This is a genomic window from Vibrio rumoiensis, from assembly GCF_002218045.2.
GTDB classification, from domain to species: domain Bacteria; phylum Pseudomonadota; class Gammaproteobacteria; order Enterobacterales; family Vibrionaceae; genus Vibrio; species Vibrio rumoiensis.
In genome coordinates this window covers 611,450-630,711 of record NZ_AP018686.1, presented here as the reverse complement: position 1 = coordinate 630,711, position 19,262 = coordinate 611,450, and the positions used below count along the sequence as shown (strand labels likewise).

General features: G+C 39.3%; 17 protein-coding genes. 4 read left to right on the top strand and 13 right to left on the bottom strand.

Annotated elements, in window-relative coordinates:
- Positions 1–13: 13 nt before the first annotated feature.
- The gene (locus tag VRUMOI_RS15290; RefSeq protein ID WP_089140294.1) at positions 14–901 is read right to left on the bottom strand and encodes a mechanosensitive ion channel family protein; all 888 of its coding nucleotides are present in this window, start codon (positions 899–901) and stop codon (positions 14–16) included.
- Position 902: 1 nt separating this feature from the next.
- Complete coding sequence (locus VRUMOI_RS15285; protein ID WP_089140293.1) at positions 903–3,251, bottom strand: ATP-binding protein; 2,349 nt, start codon at positions 3,249–3,251, stop codon at positions 903–905.
- Positions 3,252–3,589: 338 nt separating this feature from the next.
- Between VRUMOI_RS15285 and cobB the strand changes: the two genes are divergently transcribed.
- Complete coding sequence (gene cobB / locus VRUMOI_RS15280) at positions 3,590–4,300, top strand: Sir2 family NAD+-dependent deacetylase (RefSeq protein WP_089140292.1); 711 nt, start codon at positions 3,590–3,592, stop codon at positions 4,298–4,300.
- A gap of 118 nt (positions 4,301–4,418) precedes the next feature.
- On the opposite strand, the gene VRUMOI_RS15275 is transcribed toward cobB, so the two are convergent.
- From VRUMOI_RS15275 to potA, 4 genes are all read right to left on the bottom strand, one after another.
- Positions 4,419–5,465: an extracellular solute-binding protein gene (locus VRUMOI_RS15275; protein ID WP_089140291.1), complete on the bottom strand. Its 1,047-nt coding sequence runs from the start codon at positions 5,463–5,465 to the stop codon at positions 4,419–4,421.
- A 229-nt stretch (positions 5,466–5,694) separates the two neighbouring features.
- Positions 5,695–6,480 carry a spermidine/putrescine ABC transporter permease PotC gene (potC, locus tag VRUMOI_RS15270; RefSeq protein WP_089140290.1) on the bottom strand — a complete coding sequence of 262 codons (786 nt, stop codon included), beginning with the start codon at positions 6,478–6,480 and terminating at the stop codon, positions 5,695–5,697.
- Entirely contained in the window at positions 6,480–7,340 is an 861-nt protein-coding gene (gene potB / locus VRUMOI_RS15265) for a spermidine/putrescine ABC transporter permease PotB (RefSeq protein WP_089140289.1), read from the bottom strand. The genes potC and potB overlap by 1 nt, the downstream gene beginning before the upstream one ends.
- The gene (potA, locus tag VRUMOI_RS15260; RefSeq protein WP_408646275.1) at positions 7,341–8,492 is read right to left on the bottom strand and encodes a spermidine/putrescine ABC transporter ATP-binding protein PotA; all 1,152 of its coding nucleotides are present in this window, start codon (positions 8,490–8,492) and stop codon (positions 7,341–7,343) included. It abuts the gene before it with no gap.
- Between the two features lie 270 nt (positions 8,493–8,762).
- On the opposite strand from potA, the gene VRUMOI_RS15255 reads away from it, so the two are divergent.
- The 3 genes from VRUMOI_RS15255 to VRUMOI_RS15245 are packed head-to-tail and all read left to right on the top strand — an operon-like array spanning position 8,763 to position 11,004.
- Positions 8,763–9,575, top strand: a complete 813-nt coding sequence (locus tag VRUMOI_RS15255; protein WP_089140415.1) for a DUF2189 domain-containing protein — start codon at positions 8,763–8,765, stop codon at positions 9,573–9,575.
- Positions 9,572–10,348, top strand: a complete 777-nt coding sequence (locus VRUMOI_RS15250) for a glucosaminidase domain-containing protein (protein ID WP_089140287.1) — start codon at positions 9,572–9,574, stop codon at positions 10,346–10,348. Before VRUMOI_RS15255 ends, VRUMOI_RS15250 begins: the two co-directional genes overlap by 4 nt.
- The gene (locus VRUMOI_RS15245; protein ID WP_089140286.1) at positions 10,348–11,004 is read left to right on the top strand and encodes a DUF2987 domain-containing protein; all 657 of its coding nucleotides are present in this window, start codon (positions 10,348–10,350) and stop codon (positions 11,002–11,004) included. Before VRUMOI_RS15250 ends, VRUMOI_RS15245 begins: the two co-directional genes overlap by 1 nt.
- Positions 11,005–11,076: 72 nt before the next feature.
- On the opposite strand, the gene ttcA is transcribed toward VRUMOI_RS15245, so the two are convergent.
- The 7 genes from ttcA to VRUMOI_RS15210 form a co-directional block, all read right to left on the bottom strand.
- Positions 11,077–12,030, bottom strand: coding sequence for a tRNA 2-thiocytidine(32) synthetase TtcA (gene ttcA / locus VRUMOI_RS15240; RefSeq protein ID WP_089140285.1), 954 nt, complete (start codon positions 12,028–12,030; stop codon positions 11,077–11,079).
- Positions 12,031–12,206: 176 nt separating this feature from the next.
- Positions 12,207–13,148, bottom strand: a complete 942-nt coding sequence (gene uspE / locus VRUMOI_RS15235) for a universal stress protein UspE (protein WP_089140284.1) — start codon at positions 13,146–13,148, stop codon at positions 12,207–12,209.
- 164 nt (positions 13,149–13,312) lie between these two features.
- Entirely contained in the window at positions 13,313–14,926 is a 1,614-nt protein-coding gene (locus VRUMOI_RS15230; RefSeq protein WP_089140390.1) for an IS1634 family transposase, read from the bottom strand.
- Positions 14,927–15,155: 229 nt separating this feature from the next.
- The gene (locus tag VRUMOI_RS15225; protein WP_089140283.1) at positions 15,156–15,902 is read right to left on the bottom strand and encodes an FNR family transcription factor; all 747 of its coding nucleotides are present in this window, start codon (positions 15,900–15,902) and stop codon (positions 15,156–15,158) included.
- A 93-nt stretch (positions 15,903–15,995) separates the two neighbouring features.
- Positions 15,996–16,667 (bottom strand): sulfite exporter TauE/SafE family protein, encoded by a 672-nt coding sequence (locus VRUMOI_RS15220; protein WP_089140282.1) that lies wholly within the window; start codon positions 16,665–16,667, stop codon positions 15,996–15,998.
- Positions 16,664–16,849 carry a cbb3-type cytochrome oxidase assembly protein CcoS gene (gene ccoS / locus VRUMOI_RS15215; protein WP_089140281.1) on the bottom strand — a complete coding sequence of 62 codons (186 nt, stop codon included), beginning with the start codon at positions 16,847–16,849 and terminating at the stop codon, positions 16,664–16,666. Before ccoS ends, VRUMOI_RS15220 begins: the two co-directional genes overlap by 4 nt.
- A 13-nt stretch (positions 16,850–16,862) precedes the next feature.
- Positions 16,863–19,253, bottom strand: a complete 2,391-nt coding sequence (locus VRUMOI_RS15210; protein ID WP_089140280.1) for a heavy metal translocating P-type ATPase — start codon at positions 19,251–19,253, stop codon at positions 16,863–16,865.
- Between the last annotated feature and the right edge of the window lie 9 nt (positions 19,254–19,262).

The following is a 19,262-nucleotide window of genomic DNA, read 5'->3' as shown; positions in this document are numbered from 1 at the left end:
CATTTAATTCATATCACTGCACCATTGATCGTACCGCTATCGTTGGTGGTTGTATATTATGGCTTTTGAATTCTTTCATGACACGCAATGTAATATCTGTTTCAAATAACTTCTCATAGAACGTATCAACCACATAAGCCTTACAAGTCAATTTAATTGCGAGATAATTATCGGCAATCTCTTGGTTCACTAACACTACAACAGGTTTCGGTAAGTGAATATATCGGCTTGATGAAGCCGCCTCTTGAATGAGGTCTCGCGCTAAATTGATGTCTTGATCCATACCGATGTAAAAGGGGATAACACACTGCATATCTAGCGCACCATAGTTGCCACTCATCGTCACTTCACTTAAAAATTTGTTATTTGGAATGGTAATAATGTCATCCGTCAATGTTCTCATGCGCACAGAGCGTAACCCTATAGTAATGATATCGCCATAATTACCTTCAAAGGTAACTCGGTCACCGACTTGAAAAGGTCGATCAATCATAACGGTTAAGCCTGCAATGAATGACGCAGCCAAATCTTTTAATGCAAAACCAATCGAAACAGCAAGCGTACCGCCAATTAATGTCAATATTTGATCATTAATGCGAAAACTCATCATAAATACGGCTAAGCCTGCCGTCATGTAAACGAAAAATTGGAAGAATGATTGCACCTTTTGCAACACCATCCGATATTGCACGAACTGAGAGCTAAAAGTTTCAACTAATTTATTCGTAAAACGCAGTAGAACCCACGAAGCAACAATGACCCCAAAAGAGAGAAAAACGCCTCCCCAGCGAATTAAACTGGTTAATTTAGTGATATTTTCTAAATGGGCAGATGTATCATCAGCGGCAAACGCAGTTGTGCTTAATAAAAGCATAACGATTAAACAAATGAACTTTTTCATTCTACTTCACCAATAAATGTTGACGGTGTAAGGCATTGGTAATAAAGCGATACCAATGATCTGAAATTCTCGCTTTATCACTTGACCACTCAATATAACCACGGCTTTCAAAATAACGTAATGTTCCAATAACCTCGGGAATAGTTAATTGAGTACATTCTGATAGTTCTTCAGGTGTCGATATTTCAAGCTGAACGATAGAACGTAGAATCGCGAGCATTGGTTTCGGCATCTTTTCAAGCTCATCGGATTGTGGAGCTTGAAATAGTCTAACCACCACTTTTTCTGTTTTTTGATCTTTACGAAGTGATAAACGTAGAAAACGTAAGGCGACGGTAGGGTTTCCATCAGCGTAGTGCCATAAAATACGATAAAAACCATGACGAGAGCGCTCTTCTTCGGACACATCATCTTGATCCCATTGTTTCGGCAAGTTTAAATCATCAAAAGAAACTGGGTTCTCGATATTTTGATTCAATCGAGTATCCAGCAAGCTTGCAATTTGGCTTTCAGACCAACGAGGCATGAAGGTGACTAAATCAAACAACAAACGCTCTCCACGAGCTCTATCGACAAAACGCCAGCTCGACTTTTCAATAGCTAATAATACTCTGTGGTTCTTTTTAGAACGGCGCATTAAATTGGCAAACTTCATTAATCCAGCTAAACCACCAACCATAGGTTTAACCAAACGCTGCGCATTATCTATCGCAAAGAGATAACAAATTTCACTTTTTCTTAGATGTGCGAGAAGTTGAATATCCGTTGATTCTTTACTTAATCCAATTTGCTCACATAGATCGGCAATCAGTTCCGCATAACCTGAATTAGGGCAATTTAAATATATAGGTGTGGCATTATTTACTCGATACAAAATTTGTTTAATCAAGGTTGTAGTGCCAATACCTCGTTCACCAGAGACAACACACATAGCAGGGCTATCAGTGAGTATGTAGCGAGACAGTTGTTTTATTTCATCGGTTGCATAAGGTATCAACTCACTGTCTTCACTACCAGGCAAAACATAATTGTAAATTTCATCACCAGAGAGAGGGACTAAATTTGTATTTTGCCCACCATTATCACTTTGTTTCGCGATTTCAATTCGAAATAAATAGGCTAGGGCTTGGCTGAAAAAAGCATATTGAGATAGGTTTGAGATAACAAATTGCTTTAAATGACGGGTAAATATCCAGAATGTCATGATCGCGGTGGCGATGGTTGACAAGCCAAAAGTATCTTTATGATTGATAGCCCATTGAGCCCAAACTACGCAATCTGCATTAATATTATTTTCACTAAAAACATAAGGCTTCCATTTGCTTAACACTATGATAGTGATCACGATAAACCATAAAAACATCAGGCTTGAAACCCAATGATAAATTGTCCCTTCACCGACGGTTGTCTCTGTGATTTGCAATAAAACACCTGCGCCAATCACACTCCAGACGTAATAACGAATAGTGGATAGACGAATGGCGATAATATCTTTAGATGTGCTACGACTATTTCGATAAACAAATTCTAAGATAAATTTAACTGCGATTGAGCCACCTAAGATCCACCACGTGAAAATGTCTAAAAATTTCACATGCTGTAAGCTTTGCAAGCCAGAAAGAATATCAAGAGAAACCGTAATCGCGATTAGCCATGCAATAGGTTTGTTGGCCTTACTGATATACCAGATTAATCGAATCCATACCGGTGGTGAGGATGCAGTTTCTAATTTAGTTTTTCTAAAGTGGCGAATCATATCTGGGCTATTACGAAGCCACCAGTTCAAAACGAGATAAACAAATATCAGTTTAACGGCCATTGCGATGACAGGGACTGGAGATATAGATAGGTCTTCGATGAACTGTTTAAAACTTTGGATTTGGAAAAAGATCAAGAACTGAGCGTTAAGCTGAGTAATATGAATCTCATTTTTAAATTGAGTGACGCCAAAAGGGCCAAACCCAGTGAGTTTGTTGTATACGCGACTATCGACTAGTTTTAACAAATCTTGTTTTGAGCGATTAAAACTATGTAATGTTAAATAATATTCTTGAGTTGTTAACCAAGCATCTTCACCACCAATTTTTCTATATTGCTTTAGTGATTCTTCAAAACCTTTGGTATTAACATCAATTTGATAGAGCGTAGCTGAGAGTAATTCATCAACTTTTGCATGATCGTCGGCACCCATAAATAAAGGTTCTGGGAGCTGAGAAACTTTATTGGCGATAGACTGAGCTGCAGGAGAAGTCGACGCCGTTTTTGAGTGCTGAGTGGGCTCCCATTCCGCATGTGCGCCTAATGAGATAAAGAGTAATGTAGCAATAAATATTTGGTAAATCTTACCCATAGATTTCACTCATAAGTTGTTGATAGATGTAAATTTCGCTAACGATAATACATTCGTGATCTGAATCATAGTGTGTTCATGGCTTTATTATCATTCAGAGCTTAAAAGCTATGCTTTTGAATTGCAGGTTATTAATTTGGTGTCTTATTTGCTAATGGTTCGTTTATTTTATGTATCGAAAAGTCGATCTAGAGTGAATCTTTCGACTTTCGTATTTTTATTATTACTAAAAGCGGGTAAATTATAAAAAGCCTTACTTCCCAAGCTCCTCAGATAAAGACAGTATAGGTAGTGTTTCAGGCTTGCGCTGTGTTCGACAAACTATCAAAGGAATAAATATGCTTTTCCCATATCAAAATATTGTTGTACTTACCGGAGCTGGTATCTCAGCAGAGTCAGGTATCCAAACTTTCCGTTCTCAAGATGGATTATGGGAAAATCATAAAATTGAAGATGTCGCGACACCGGAAGGGTATCGTTATAACCCTGAGTTAGTTCAAGATTTTTATAATCAACGTCGCAAAAGTCTTCATGACGATCACATTAAGCCTAATTTAGCACATTTAGCTCTCGCAGAGCTTGAGGCTAAGTTAAAAGGGAATGTAACGGTGATTACCCAGAATATTGATAATCTGCACGAGCGAGCAGGCAGTAGTCGTATCATTCATATGCATGGGGAGTTACTAAAAGTTCGTTGCCCTGAATCAAACCAAGTCATTGAACACCAAGGAGATCTCGATGTTCATGATTTGTGTCATTGTTGCCAAATACCGAATCCACTGCGACCTCACATAGTTTGGTTTGGTGAAATGCCGTTACAAATGGCAGAAATATATTCATTATTAGAAGAGGCTGATTTATTTATTTCGATTGGCACTTCTGGCGTTGTTTATCCGGCTGCTGGCTTTGTTCATGATGCAAAAATGCATGGCGCTCATACTATTGAAATCAATTTAGAACCAAGTGCTGTAGAGAGTGAGTTCTCAGAAAAACGCTACGGTAAAGCCAGTATTGAAGTGCCAAAGCTGGTTAAAGAGTTACTAAAATAACAAATTGTTCATTTTGATGATGAGTGAATATCACGTACTAGAAATTTAAAACAGGTAAATAAAAACCCGCTAAAATGACTTTCAGCGGGTTTTTCGTATTTAATATTTATTAAGCAAATTAGTTCATATCAACTTTTAGCTTTTGGAAGTACTCTTCGTATAATACATTCGCGTCACCAACATCATCTTGCCACTCACCTGAATCGAGCACTTTTTGAGGTGGAAAGACATTATCATCATTTGCAAAATCTTTTGGTAATAATGGGTAAGCGGTTTTCACTGGTGTTGGGTAACCAATGGTCATTGCAATTTTCGCTGCATTTTCTGGACGTAATAAGAAATCGATCATTTTATATGCCGCTTCTGTATTTTTAGCGCCCGCTGGAATGGCTAAACTATCCATCCAGAAAATCGTGCCTTTTTCTGGCCAAATTATATGGATTGGAGCGCCTTCTTGGCGTGCCATATAAGCTGAGCCATTCCACAACATACCTAATGAAGTTTCTCCTGCAAGGTAAGGGTTAGCAGGGAAGTCTGAGTTAAAAACTAATACATTTGGCATTAACTTTTTCAACTCTAGATAAGCTTCTTTAATTTGTTTTGGATCGGTTGTGTTACCTGAATAGCCAAGCTTTGTTAATGCGATTTGGAATAACTCGCGTGGATCATCCATCATCATTAATTGACCAACCCATTTAGGGTCCCATAAATCATCCCATTTTTTAATTGATGATTTATCTAGCATATCAGTATTAATACCAATACCTGTCGCCCCCCAAACATAAGGGATTGAGTAGTCATTTGCCGGATCAAATGGTTTATTTAAATAGTTTGGATCCAAGTCCGCAAAGTGAGAAAGCTTCGATTTATCTAGCTTCATCAACATGCCTTCTTTACGCATTTTAGAGACAAAATAGGTAGAAGGAACAACTAAGTCGTAACCTTTGCCTTGAGTCTTCAATTTTGCATACATGGATTCATTTGATTCGTAAGTCGAATAAATGACTTTAATGCCAGTTTCTTTCGTGAAATCTTGCAAAACATCATTCGGGATATATTCAGACCAGTTGTAAAAATAAAGCTCTTTATCTTCAGCGTGCGCGAACCCTGTGGTAAATGTTGCTGCCAGTGCTGCACCGACAAAAAGCTTGGACCATGCCTTCATTGATATCTCCCAGAATTGAATGGTTATTAATTATCACCAACATACCGATTTTGTATTATCTGCATTGGCTTGAAAATAGTGTGAGTATAGCCATATAAATGGTTTTTTAAAGTATTTAAATCCTATTTCATGTTAAATAGTTATTTAAAAATAACGAAAGAGATTTCATCCGTCTAAGCATAAAAAAGCCTGCATAATGGCAGGCTTTGAAAGTAGGAGATATAGAGCTTTATTTGACCTTATCTCTAGCTAATACTTGCGAGAGCATCACTAAAATTAAAGATACGATCAACATAACGGTAGCTAATGCATTGACTTCAGGTGAAATTCCCACCTTTACCATTGAGTAAATTTTTAACGGTAGAATTTCATAGCTTGGTCCAGTCACAAAAGAGCTAATAATGACATCGTCCAGTGATAGAGTGAAGCTCAGCAACCAACCAGCAGCAACCGCCGGCTTTGCTAAAGGGAGAATGATACGTTTAAGTATGATCCATTCACCTGCACCTAAATCTTTTGCCGCTTCCAGCATCTTCACATCGAAGCCTTTTAATCGGCTGTAAACAGTGACGACAACAAAAGGTAAGCAAAAGGTGATATGAGAAATCAAAAGGGTAATAAGCCCCAGCTCAAAACCAATCACAAGAAATAAAGCAAGCAGTGAAATCGCCATAACAATATCAGGCGACATCATCACAATAAACAGTAATCCATTTACCGCACCTTTGCCTTTAAATTGATATCGAAATAACGCAACCGCAGTTAAACTACCAATAATCGTTGCGGCAGTCGCTGAAAAAACAGCAATAGTAATTGAGTGCCCAGCCGCTTGAATTAAACTATCGTTATTGAGTAACTCACCATACCACTTTGTTGTAAAGCCGCCCCATTTAATGCCGAATTTACTGGCATTAAATGAATTTACAATTAAAACGATAATCGGTAAATATAAAAACAAATAGACCAAACTCAAAAAGCTAGACTTGGCAATGTTTCCACCAAAGGACTTTTTCATCAGTCTAACTCCACATTTTTATTAAGTAACTTCCCAGCACGGTAGTAAGCATAAAGCATTAATGCCATTACTAATGTCAATGCGATACTGGTTGCCGCACCAAATGGCCAATCACGGGCATTTAAGACTTGGCTCTTAATGACATTACCGATCAATAAGTTCTTCGCGCCACCTAATAAGTCTGAAACATAGAACATCCCAAGAGCAGGGAGTAACACCAATAAACAACCGCCAATAATTCCCGGCATCGTCAGTGGCAAAATAACTTTTAAAAGAGTTTGCAGCTTATTCGCGCCCAAATCTCTTGCAGCTTCTATATAAGTGCGATCCAGTTTTTCGATAGCAGAATAAAGAGGCAGAATCATAAAAGGTAGCAAGATGTAAACAAGTCCAATCATCACAGCGGTTTCGGTGTACATGATGCGCATTGGATGCTCAATAAGTCCAATAGCCATTAAACTTTTATTCACGATACCTTGAGTACCTAATACAATCTTGAGGCCATAGGTTCGAATCAGTGAATTGGTCCAAAACGGTACAATCACCATGAACAACATGAATGGGCGAATTTTAACTGGCATCTTCGCGACGATATAAGCAAAAGGGTAACCAATCAACAAACACAGACCAGTGGCAACCACAGCCATGTACAACGAGTGCAACATAACCTTGGCATAAAGAGGATCCAGTAGACGAGTGTAATTACTTAATGTGAATGTTAATTCAATTAAGTTAGCTTCATCACGAGTTAAAAAGCTCGTAATGATAATCATCAAATTTGGAATGAAAACAAACAGCATCAGCCAAGAGACAATCAAAAGCACAATGCTATTTTGAAGATTTAATTTCTTCATTAGCATTTACTCTGTGGCTTCATGATGAAGTTTAACATCTTGGGGTAAAACAACTTCCCAACTCTCAACCCAAGTGACCGATACTTTTTGACCGATAGAGTGATCAACATCAGGATCATCTTCATTAAAGAACTCACTGACCATAACGCGCATACCCGATTCAAGTTCAACAACCGAATCTAAAGTCATCCCTTTGTATGTTCGTTCCGTAACGTGTCCAACAATACCAATATCTTCAGATTCTTTAATCTCTTCAATACGAACATCTTCAGGGCGAAGAAGAACATTAAGATGTTGGCCGGGTTGGACTGGGTGTTTGTAGTGGACAGAACACTCGACACCTTCAATAAGCGCGGTGATCGTTTTGTCATCATGACGTTTGACGACAGTGGCTTCAAATGTGTTTATTTCACCAATAAAGCTGGCCACAAAAAGATTTTTAGGTTCTTCATAAATTTCACGAGGAGAACCATCTTGTTCAATTACACCATCACGCATCACTATGATACGGTCTGACATAGAAAGCGCTTCTTCTTGATCGTGCGTAACAAAAATAAAAGTAATGCCCAGCTGACGCTGAAGCTGCTTTAATTCCAGTTGCATTTGTTTACGTAATTTATAATCCAGAGCGGATAATGATTCATCAAGTAATAATACTTTAGGCTTATTAACTACTGCGCGTGCAATGGCAATACGCTGTTGTTGACCACCTGATAGTTGGTGCGGTTTCCGTTGTGCCATGGATTCTAAACGAACCATTTTGAGAGCATCTTCAACACGAGTTTCTACTTCAGATTGTGCCACTTTTTGCATTCTTAGACCGAACGCAACATTTTCAAAAACGGTCATGTGAGGGAAGAGGGCATAACTTTGAAAGACGGTATTGACATGCCTTTTTTCTGGCGGCTGCTCTGTAACATCATCATTTGCGAGTAACACGGTTCCTGAATCCACCGTTTCAAAACCAGCAATCATCCTTAATACCGTTGTTTTACCACAACCTGAAGGCCCTAAAATCGTTAAAAACTCACCATGATTAACATTGAGATCTAAGTTTTCAATGATAGGTTTTCCATCAAAGCTTTTGCTGATACCAGACAGCTGAATAACGGTAGAAGTGTGTGTAGATTCAACTTTCAATTTCTGTATTTCTCCCAAGAAAGAACAGCGATGTTAGACACAAAAATTTGAGGGCGAATCATAGTCGCCATTCAGTATAATTCCTAGCATTTTTTGTCTACAGACGCTCAATTATTATCCATTAAGATTTGAGATACAAAAAAGAATATTTACAACGTCACAAAGAGTTGTAAATCAATGCTTTTACAAAATGAAATGCTTTAAAAAAAGCGACAAACTCGCATATTAGAGTGTCTTGAGTATAATGAGCCACAATTATGCGGGTTAGAGATGCTGGATACCTATTTTATGAATGATAATGTAGAAAAAGAATTTAATGTCGGTGGTAATATTGAAACCGCATTGTCTGGGCAGTACGAATTAAAAGCGGGCAATATAATCAGAGAAGCTTGGCAGCTTACACGGAAAAACTTTTGGTCATTTTCACCAACTATTGTGGTGTTGATTATTCTGCAAATCGCTATTTTCATGGTTGCTCTAAAAATGCAACTTGGTGATCCTAGCGTCTTATTCTCATTACTTGATGGTAGTGCTGACTCGTCGAAAATCGAAAGTATCGTTCAATCAGTCATGATTGCAAATTTTAGCTATGAAATTATTAGTGCACCTTTATATGCCGGTGTTTGCTTAATGGCGATGAGCCATGCAACGGGCTTCAAAACGAGAACAAATCATATTTTCAAAGGTCTGCACTTCACGGTTCCGGTTATGTTAGTCACCTTAATGGGATTAGTTTTACAAGGCCTTGCTGGTGCGATTCTACCTTTCTTGTCTTTATACTTTTCGATGGCGTTTAGTAACTCTGTTTTTCTTGTTTGTGAAAAACGAATGACGCCTATGCGTTCATTATTACTTTCCTTAAGAGCCATTAATAAAAAACTATTACCCGTCGTTGCTGTTTATGCATTGATACTCGTGATGTTTTTTGTTGCCGCTCTTTTTTACGGCATCGGTTTCATTTTAGTGCTCCCTTTCTTTTTTCATGTCAAAGGTATTATTTACCGCGATATGTTTGGAATTAAGATGAAAATTATTAACTCTGGTGGTAACGGCACACCTCCAAGCAATAACAACAAACAATCACAGGTATTTGACGCATGAAGAAAAAAATCATCATGGCTTTAGCGATTCTCGCTTTTTGGTCGGTTTATTATTATCAAAACCATTACAATCAACATTCAAAAGAAGAGGCGACTAAAGTAAAACCTAAAGCGCCAATGCCAGTTGATGATATTCACCTTAAAAAACAAAAGTTCTTTGACACGCTTCGTCCTGGGATTAAAAAAGAGAATGCTCGTGTCGTAGAAGAACGCCATGAATTATTGGACATAAAAAAACAGTTTGATGATGGTGATTTAACATCAATACCATCAAAGGCAAAACAATTAGCTGAAGATTATGAACTAGCTATCCCTGAAACAGGCATTGATGACGCTTGGTTAGATACGATGTTAAATCGTGTCAATGTCTTGCCTCAGTCACTAGTATTAACTCAAGCGGCGAATGAATCTGCATGGGGCACATCAAGGTTTGCTAAAGAAGGAAATAACTTTTTTGGACAGTGGTGCTACGTAGAAGGTTGTGGTCTCGTTCCTTTACAACGTGCAGAAGGCGCAACACATGAAGTGGCGAAATTTGATTCTCCACAAGAGTCGATCCATGCATACTTTATGAATGTCAATCGTAATAACGCTTATAAAGAACTACGTGATATCCGAGCAAAATTATCCGGCAATGAGCAAGATTTAAAATCTCAAGCAACCGCATTAGAGTTAACGAACGGCTTACTTAGTTATTCTGAGCGTGGGCAAGATTACGTTGATGACCTTCAGGCAATGATTAAGCATAACGCTGAGTTTTGGACGGACAAATAATGGTTACTATTCGTCGTATAGGCTTGGCCGCCGCGTTATGCGCTTCCATTTTGGCACTACCAGCACATGCTCAGCAGTATCGTTTTAATTATTCTAAGCTTTATACTCAGATGAAGAATAACCTTGAAGAAGGCCATCCCGATGTAAAAGTCGCGTTCTTTTTTCAAGAGCACCAAACTTCACGCTTATGTAAAATTGATAAAGCCTGGATGGAAAAAGACAAACATTATGAAGAGTTTGTTATTCCGCCATCTCAAGAACTTATCGTTCCGCTTGATGATAACTTACGACAGGTTGGCCCTTTAGTTTACGTTAATGCTGAACAAGGTAAGACCTGTGACTTCTCGATGGTTGTGATGACTAAACAGCCCCTTTCCGGTGACGTTTCCTATCAAGATATTAAGCAACTATTGCCACAGATGAGCAAGATGCTCGATGATCTAGGTGGAATGTTTTCAAGTTGGTTCGCACCCAAAGTGATCGGTCTTACATTAGAGTTTGATGGGGTAAAACAGGGTATCATTCAAACCACTAAAGGTAATACGTTCCCAATTGATGACGGTAAAGCGAAAGTAAGATTAGCTGATCTTTCTGAAGGTGAATCGTTATTATTACCACAAGCTACTTTCAGAGCATTACCTTTACTTGAAAAATAATCAGTATTATTGAAAGTAAAAGAGCCGAACAATGTCGAATTGTTCGGCTCTTTTTTATTGAGATGAACCTGATTAAATATTCGTTACATCCAGTTGTAAGCTAGGATCAAACTCAATGGCATCTTCTGATGGCACAGAGCTTTCAGGTAATGTTTCTTTATCAAAGCCAATATCACCACCATTGATAACACCTGAGTCACGATTGATCGATTTAAAATCAAACAAATTATAATCGGCTAAGTGACTAGGTACTACGTTTTGAACTGCTTTGAACATTGTCTCAATACGCCCAGGGAAGCGCTTATCCCATTCGTTAAGCATTTGCTTAATGTTTTGACGCTGCAAGTTAGGTTGTGAGCCACATAAATTACAAGGAATAATAGGGTAGTCACGCAAGGCAGAAAACTTAATAATGTCTTTCTCTCGGCAATAAGCAAGAGGGCGGATTACCACGTGCTCACCGTTATCGGATACCAATTTAGGTGGCATTGCTTTCATTTTTCCGCCATGGAACATATTTAAAAATAATGTTTCCAAGATATCGTCACGATGATGTCCAAGGGCAATTTTGGTTGCACCAATCTCATTAGCAGTGCGGTATAAAATTCCACGGCGTAAACGAGAACAAAGAGAGCAAGTCGTTTTACCTTCAGGGATCTTATCTTGAACGATAGAATAAGTATCTTCTTCAACGATCTTATATTCGATACCTAATGACTCAAGGTAAGCCGGTAGAATATGATCAGGAAAACCTGGTTGCTTTTGGTCTAAATTGACAGCGACAAGCTCAAAATTGACAGGGGCACTTTTTTGTAAGCTCATCAAAATATCTAACATAGTAAAGCTATCTTTACCGCCAGAGAGACATACCATGATACGATCGCCATCTTCAATCATATTAAAGTCAGCAATAGCTTGACCTGTATTACGACGAATACGCTTTTGTAGTTTGTTGAAATTATACTGCTCAGCTTTATTTTTTGCTTTTTGCTCAAGTTCTTCAACAGTATTTTGATCTGAATTCATGGTGATTTGCCTTAACTGGTCTCAAGCGGTGCTTGATGATGTTGCTGGATGCCGCTGTTTTGAGTCCAACGGTACTGCATAAATAAAGGCCGTATCATACCCAGAAATGACAAAAGAGCAACACTCGGAAGGGTTGCTCTTTGTATTTGGCGCTTTAATTGATTTACATATTTTCGTTATGAATTAGGATCTAAAGGGCTAATAAAACCTTCAGGCTTAAGTGCTAATACATCACAATTTATTTTATCAATAACATTTTCAGCGGTATTACCAATGAAAACAGCGGAAAGCCCAGTTCTGCCTGTCGTTCCTAAAATAACTAGCCCCGCATCAATTTCTTTCGCTGTTTTAGGGATAACATCTTCCGGAAGACCTTCAATCACTCTGGTATGTTCTTCATCGATACCATACTTTTGACGCAAAGCTTTCATCGCTGTTAAGTGAAAACCACGGACGGCATCGGAATAAGACGTAGGATCGAATTCAGGAAGCTCAACGGTAATATTAGCTGGAGTTACCGGGTATGAATTAACTAAAAACAGCTCCGCATTGAGTTGTTTAGAGAATTTAAGCCCTTGATTTACCATACTTTCATTGAGTGCAGTATGCGTTGTATTTTCAGAGCCTACGTGTACAGAAGCAATAATGTTGCCATTCACGGGCCAATCATGATTTTTAACGAGTAAAACAGGGCATGGACATTTGCGTAGTAAATGCCAATCAGTTGGAGTAAAAAACACTGATTCAAGTGCATCATGCTTACGAGTCGCTTTTAAGACGATATCATGATCACCAGAAAATACTTCTCCAATAATGGCTTCATAAGGACGATGATGCCAAACGACTTTAATGTTGAATTCTACCCCATTATTCAAATAAGGTTGAGCGACTTCTTTCATCCATTCTTCACGCTGTTGAATAACACCACGCCTCATTGCATCCCTTTCTTCTGAAGACAACATAGAGGTCATGTCATATGAAAAATCATAGATAGATAGAAAGAATGTAATGGGGGCGGGATCAGGGAGGTCTTGGACAATTTGAAAAGCACGCGCGAGAGCCGATTGTTCGACATTGTTAACATCAGCAACGACTAAAATATTCTTATATGAGTTCATAATAAGCACTCCCTTTCTTCACTCAAGTGACCGACAAATAATGTTGATCAAAATATACCAAGGGGACGACATGCCTAGATTCATACATGATTCTTACAGCAAAGGAATCCGTTGGTACTGTTATTACTTTAGCTGAAATTTATAACCGAGATTCCGCAGCCAATTTAGGAATAAACTGCTTCATACAGAACACCAAGAAGCTTAAGCAGCCGAGTCTGATGCTCTTGAACACCCGTTATGAAGCTTTGGCCGCCAAATTCGAGTGTGTCGATACCTTCGAATTTTAAGAATACCCAACGTGCCGTCGGTTTAGTTGTCGTCTTGTTCTTTACCATGCTAGGAAAGAATTCCTCGGTCTTAGTGAGACTCTCTCGGATTTTGTGCTCTAAGCTTGCGTAGACGAGTAGGCTCAGCGTCATGATCATCAGTAGTGCCTCGATTCGCTGAGGTTTCTTCAGGAAAATTGATGATGTTAAGAACTCAGGGCTTTTCAAAAAGCGAAAGCCGCGCTCGACCTTTTGCTGAGACTTGTAATGTTCAAGCAATGCAACCATTGTTAGGTCGGTGTTGTCAGTATCGTTGGTGGCGAGAATAAACATACCTACTTTAAGCTTGGCCAGTTTCACCTTTTCTAGATCGGTATAAGGCGTAGCATCTATCAAATAGTGGTATCCCGTCGGCTTTTCATCTTTCTTCGGCCGACCACGACCTGAATAAATTGGCTCTTTAACGATGGTTGATTGCGCGAAGCCAAGCAAATGACACTGGTTGGCGAAGTCGCTCATTGCTTGCTCGGCATCCACTGCGCAAGCAAACTGCTTTTTCTTTAGTTGTCCCAGCGCTTTCAGCTCTTTGGTGATATTTTTGTCTAAGTTCTTATAAAACGTTACCTGTTCTCGCTTGGTTGCTTGTTCACTATGAATCAACAGCCACTTCTGAGATACCGAGCCATAATCAGCGTCAATCCAACAACCCGAGTAGCCATTGCCGATATGGCTCAGCTGCTCTGGCTCAAGGTTCATTAAGGCCTCTTTGGCTGATTTAATGGTCATTGGAACACGCGTAATAAACTTCTGTTGTTGCTCATCCAGTGAACGAATGCTCTCTTCGGTGTATAAAGCGGCATCGGCGATGAAGTAGCGACTGTTTTGAGCTGCCTTCAGGCAATGAATATGCCGTTTAGTGACTTCTGAGAATGCCTTAGCATCATTGGTGTTACCACTAAGCGCTTGCATGTAAACAGGCAGGCCAGCTTGATTTTCGCAAATCAACTCAAGGACCACTTGATTTAGCTCTGGACGGTGGTCTCGGCTGTAGCCTTTTACCAGCTTGATGGCATTAAGATCTTCGTCCTGGGCGTATTCACCATCGACATGGAAGCTAGTGATATCAAGGTGTACAGAGTCTGTTTTAAGTCCTAGCTTATCAACGACATGCTCTGCAATCGCTTGATAAAGTGCGGAGACATCTGCTTCATATAAAGCATCTAACGTGCGTCCGAGTACATCGTCCGTTAAATGGTGAGCTTCAATATCTTTAGCAAGCAACTTGGCAACAGGCTTCGTCTCGAAGAAGTCAGAAAACATATGCAGCGTTCTGCTGTGAAAGCCAAGACCATTGAGAATCATCGCCAAGACCGCATCGCCATGTGAAACGTTATGATCCGAGTACTTGGGAATGATGCGATCAATAATACCAGGTAAACCGATTTCATGGCAGAAAGCAGCGATCAGCCCTAAGTGATCTAGGCGTTTAATGACAGGTTGAGCAGCAGACATAATAAAGTGACCGTTAAATAACAGTAATAGATCAAAACTGGGGATCGCGGTCAAGAGGTCTGTCGCACTAACATTTGTAAACGATCACTGGATCACATTGTTTTAATTCTGAAATTGGCTGCGGAATGACGGTTATAAGAATTATTAGTGACAGAAGCTTGATTTTAGAAAGAAAAAAGCCGCTAAGTAAAATACTGAGCGGCTTTATTAACTATATGGGATTTTCTTTTTATTCGTCAGAGAAGCCCGCTAACAATTGCAGCGCATCATGATCGATAATCGTAATGTACTTGCCTTTAACACTCAATATATTGCTCTTCTGGAAACGACCAAGAAGACGACTGATCGTTTCGACGGTTAAACCAAGATAATTACCAATATCACCACGAGTCATCGTTAATCGGAATTCACGAGGGGAGAAGCCACGTTGTGAGAATCGGGTCGATAAACTATATAGGAATGCAGCCAAACGTTCTTCCGCATTCTTTTTAGACAAGAGCAAGATCATGTCTTGATCGCCTTTGATTTCATTACTCATTAAACGCATGATTTGCTGGCGTAATTTAGGCATTTGTCCAGACAGTTCATCCAACGTTTCGTATGGAATCTCACAAACCATCGACGTTTCAAGAGCTTGTGCAAAACTAGGGTGAGCATTGTTATTAATCGCATCAAAGCCAATAAGATCACCCGCTAGATGAAATGCGGTGATTTGTTCGTCACCTTGCTCTGTTATGGTGTAACTTTTTATCGTACCGGAACGAATGGCATAAAGTGATTTTAGCTCATCGCCAGCTTTAAAAATCTCTTGTCCTTTCTGGACAGGTTTTTTACGCTCAATAATTTCATCAAGTTGATCCAGTTCCGAATCATTCAGTGTAAACGGAATGCATAATTGACTGATGCTGCAATCCTGGCAGTGAATTGCACAACCACCAGATTGGACTCGTTTCGTTTTTGCGTTATCTGAAATCATAAAATACCGAGCAGTTTTAATTGATATACATCAAGATTTTAGCATCTCATACCACTAAAGGACAGCAGAAAATTATTTGATAGAGCAGTTATGTCAGACTAAACGGACAACCCCTTGATACAATTGGAATAAGGCATAGGCCAATAAAACACTTGCACCAACGCGTCTGAATAATAAGGATTTAGCCACTTGGTTTAATTTTGCCGCGCTCACACCAACAGCTAACATTAGAGGCAAAGTACCAAGACCAAAGGCCAGCATTATTAACCCTCCATTAATAAAATCACCTGCAGCAGCTGACCAAGTAAGCATTGAATAGACTAATCCACATGGGATCCAGCCCCAAACAAAACCAAATGGTATGGCATAAAGAGGATGTTTAACGGGTAATAATTTTTGTCCTAATGGTGAAATATATTTCCATATGCCTTGGCCCGCTTTTTCAAACCATAAAAGAGCATTCCACCATTGGCCTATGTATAAAGCCAGCAAAAGCATAAAAACAGCGGATAAAAGCTTCAACCAGTTAAGTGGTTCATTAATACCAGAGTAAGTTGAAATGGTTGAAATAGAACCGCCGATAATTGCTCCAACTAAAGTATAGCTGAGTAAGCGGCCTATATTATAACAAAGAGGGTTTAACCATTGACGACTTGAGGAAACTTGCCCCAAATTCATGAGTGAGGCAATACCACCACACATTCCCATACAATGGCCAGCACCGAGTAAACCGATAAAAAAAGCGGCGATTAAGTCAGAGTTCATAGCTTTTTATCTTTGTGTTCAACAGAAGCTGGCTTAGCTTCATCGCTATCATCAAATAAAATACTATGGCCTTGTCGGTCGAGATCATCAAATTGGTCGGTTTTTACTGCCCATATAAATAAAGCAACAGCAAGACAGACAAAAATGATGGCGATCGGAATTAATAAATACAAACTTGCCATTATTGTAATAACCTTATTTCAATAGCCGAAGAGAGTTTGTCACGACTATGATTGAGCTAGCAGACATACCAATTACAGCAAAATAAGGAGCAACGAATCCCATCACAGCAAGAGGTAAAATCAGAACATTATACCCTAAAGCCCAAGCTAAATTTTGTCGGATAATACCACGAGTTTTAATGGCTAGCTCTCGAGCTTCAAGAACTTTATTCAATTTATCACCTAGAAGAACCATATCCGCAGAAGCTTTAGCAACATCCGAACCACCGCCCATCGCAACAGAAAGGTGTGCACCGGCAAGCGTTGGAGCATCATTAATACCATCACCGACCATCAATGTAACCTTATGTTTATTCAGTGCTTGTAGGAAAGATAATTTATCTTCTGGCTTGGCTGAACATTGATACTGAGCAATACCAAGGGTTGATGCCACTCTTTTGGTATTCACTTCAGAATCGCCCGTTAAAAGGGTAATATCAATATTCGCTTCTTGTAATTTTTTGATAAATCTCAAACTTTCTTTACGAATAGGATCCGTGTATTCAAAACGAGCGATTAGTCGTTGATCGCATGATAAATAAATTGAGGAAGCTTGAGGTGCTATCGATTTCGCATCATCACGGTTTAAAGCAAATGATAAAGTGCCAATGCGCCAAGTATGTCCGGAATATTCAGCATATACACCGGAACCAATGATATTAGAAACATTTTCCATTTTAATATTTTCAGATGAAAATTGCTGGAAAGCTTTAGATATCGGGTGATTAGCGTGTTGCTCTAAACTTGCAGCGATAACGAGCGCTTGTGAGGTGGTATATTGATTGTCGAGTATTTCAGTATCACTAATTTCAATATTCCCTTCAGTTAACGTTCCCGTTTTATCTAACACAATATGATTAACTTGGCATAACGTCTCAAACACGTGTCCTTTGCGTAATAAAATACCTAGACTGCCTAGTTTTGAAGTCGAACAAGTCACAGCGGTTGGAGTGGCAAGCGATAGGGCACATGGACACGTCGCCACTAAAACCGAAAGCATAATCCAAAAGGCTGAATCTGGTTGATGTTGATGCCAATAAAACCAAGTAGCACCAGCAATAATTAAAATAATAGCAACAAAGTACTTAGCGACATGATCCGCTATTTCCGCAATTTTGGGCTTAGATAGTTGAGCTTCATCTTGCAGTCGAACGATATTTGAAATGGCTGAGTCGGCTTTATGGCATGTCACTCGTAATTCAAAAGACTCACCAACATTCATCGTACCAGCGTATACAAAATCCTCTAGGTTCTTTAGTACAGGAATGGATTCTCCGGTTAACATAGATTCATCCACCTGGGTAGTTCCGATGATAATTTGGCCATCAGCTGGGATATGTTCACCTGGTAAGACTCGAATACAATCTCCAACGACTAAACTACGAACCGGAACTTGTGTACCATCAAGTTTTCTCGCCATAGCAGGAACCAATTTCAATAAGTTCGCACTAGCGGTAGCCGCTTTACGACGGGCCCGCATTTCTAAAAAACGTCCAACTAAGAGAAAGAAGGTAAACATTGAAATAGATTCAAAAAACACTTCACCTTTTCCCGCTACCGTTGCCCATAAACTTGAGACATAAGCAAAAATGAGCGCGATAGAAACAGGCACATCCATACCTAAGGTTCTTGCTTTCAAGCTACGCCAAGCATTGATATAGAAAGGCTGAGCAGAATAGAGTAGAACAGGAGTAGCAAATATCAAACTCACTAGACGTAAGTATTGTTTAAACTCGCTATCTAAATCAGAAAAGACTTCAAAATATAAAGCAATAGCAAGCATCATGACTTGCATAGTAGCTAGACCTGCCACCCCTAAACGATAGAGGTACTGCTTCATCATTTGATGATAACTTTCTTCTTGCTTATTAGGCTCAAAAGGGGCCGCTTTATAACCAAGTTGATGAATGTTTTTTAATAGCTCACTTAGATGAACCTTGTCGTTGTCCCAACGTAAAATAGCCCGGTGAGTCGTGATGTTGGCCCGAATAAGAATCACACCAGTACAAGCCATAAGTTGCTTTTCTATCAGCCAAGCACAAGCTGCACAAGAAACACCCTCAAGTGACAATGTCACCTCTCGATGTTGCTCATTTTGTCGAACAAATTCTCTTTGAACATCTTCATTATCATAATGGATCAGTTTTTGTAACTGCTCGGGAACAAGTTCAGCTTTTTCTGCTTGGCTAGTGCGATATTGATAATAAGAAACAAGACCACTCTCTACAATGGTTTGAGCCACTGACTGACAACCAGGGCAACACATTGGACGAGAAAGGCCGAGTATTTCGACATTTAAATTAGTCTCAGGAGGGACGCTATCACCACAGTGATAACATTCTTGCTGCGTCGATAGATCAGACATATTTACGCC

Excerpts from the sequence above, each read along its gene's own strand:
- VRUMOI_RS15290 (WP_089140294.1), bottom strand. The coding sequence starts at position 901 with ATGAAAAAGTTCATTTGTTTAATCGTTATGCTTTTATTAAGCACAACT.
- VRUMOI_RS15285 (WP_089140293.1), bottom strand. The coding sequence starts at position 3,251 with ATGGGTAAGATTTACCAAATATTTATTGCTACATTACTCTTTATCTCA.
- cobB (WP_089140292.1), top strand. The coding sequence starts at position 3,590 with ATGCTTTTCCCATATCAAAATATTGTTGTACTTACCGGAGCTGGTATC.
- VRUMOI_RS15275 (WP_089140291.1), bottom strand. The coding sequence starts at position 5,465 with ATGAAGGCATGGTCCAAGCTTTTTGTCGGTGCAGCACTGGCAGCAACA.
- potC (WP_089140290.1), bottom strand. The coding sequence starts at position 6,480 with ATGAAAAAGTCCTTTGGTGGAAACATTGCCAAGTCTAGCTTTTTGAGT.
- potB (WP_089140289.1), bottom strand. The coding sequence starts at position 7,340 with ATGCTAATGAAGAAATTAAATCTTCAAAATAGCATTGTGCTTTTGATT.
- VRUMOI_RS15255 (WP_089140415.1), top strand. The coding sequence starts at position 8,763 with ATGAATGATAATGTAGAAAAAGAATTTAATGTCGGTGGTAATATTGAA.
- VRUMOI_RS15250 (WP_089140287.1), top strand. The coding sequence starts at position 9,572 with ATGAAGAAAAAAATCATCATGGCTTTAGCGATTCTCGCTTTTTGGTCG.
- VRUMOI_RS15245 (WP_089140286.1), top strand. The coding sequence starts at position 10,348 with ATGGTTACTATTCGTCGTATAGGCTTGGCCGCCGCGTTATGCGCTTCC.
- ttcA (WP_089140285.1), bottom strand. The coding sequence starts at position 12,030 with ATGAATTCAGATCAAAATACTGTTGAAGAACTTGAGCAAAAAGCAAAA.
- uspE (WP_089140284.1), bottom strand. The coding sequence starts at position 13,148 with ATGAACTCATATAAGAATATTTTAGTCGTTGCTGATGTTAACAATGTC.
- VRUMOI_RS15230 (WP_089140390.1), bottom strand. The coding sequence starts at position 14,926 with ATGTCTGCTGCTCAACCTGTCATTAAACGCCTAGATCACTTAGGGCTG.
- VRUMOI_RS15225 (WP_089140283.1), bottom strand. The coding sequence starts at position 15,902 with ATGATTTCAGATAACGCAAAAACGAAACGAGTCCAATCTGGTGGTTGT.
- VRUMOI_RS15220 (WP_089140282.1), bottom strand. The coding sequence starts at position 16,667 with ATGAACTCTGACTTAATCGCCGCTTTTTTTATCGGTTTACTCGGTGCT.
- ccoS (WP_089140281.1), bottom strand. The coding sequence starts at position 16,849 with ATGGCAAGTTTGTATTTATTAATTCCGATCGCCATCATTTTTGTCTGT.
- VRUMOI_RS15210 (WP_089140280.1), bottom strand. The coding sequence starts at position 19,253 with ATGTCTGATCTATCGACGCAGCAAGAATGTTATCACTGTGGTGATAGC.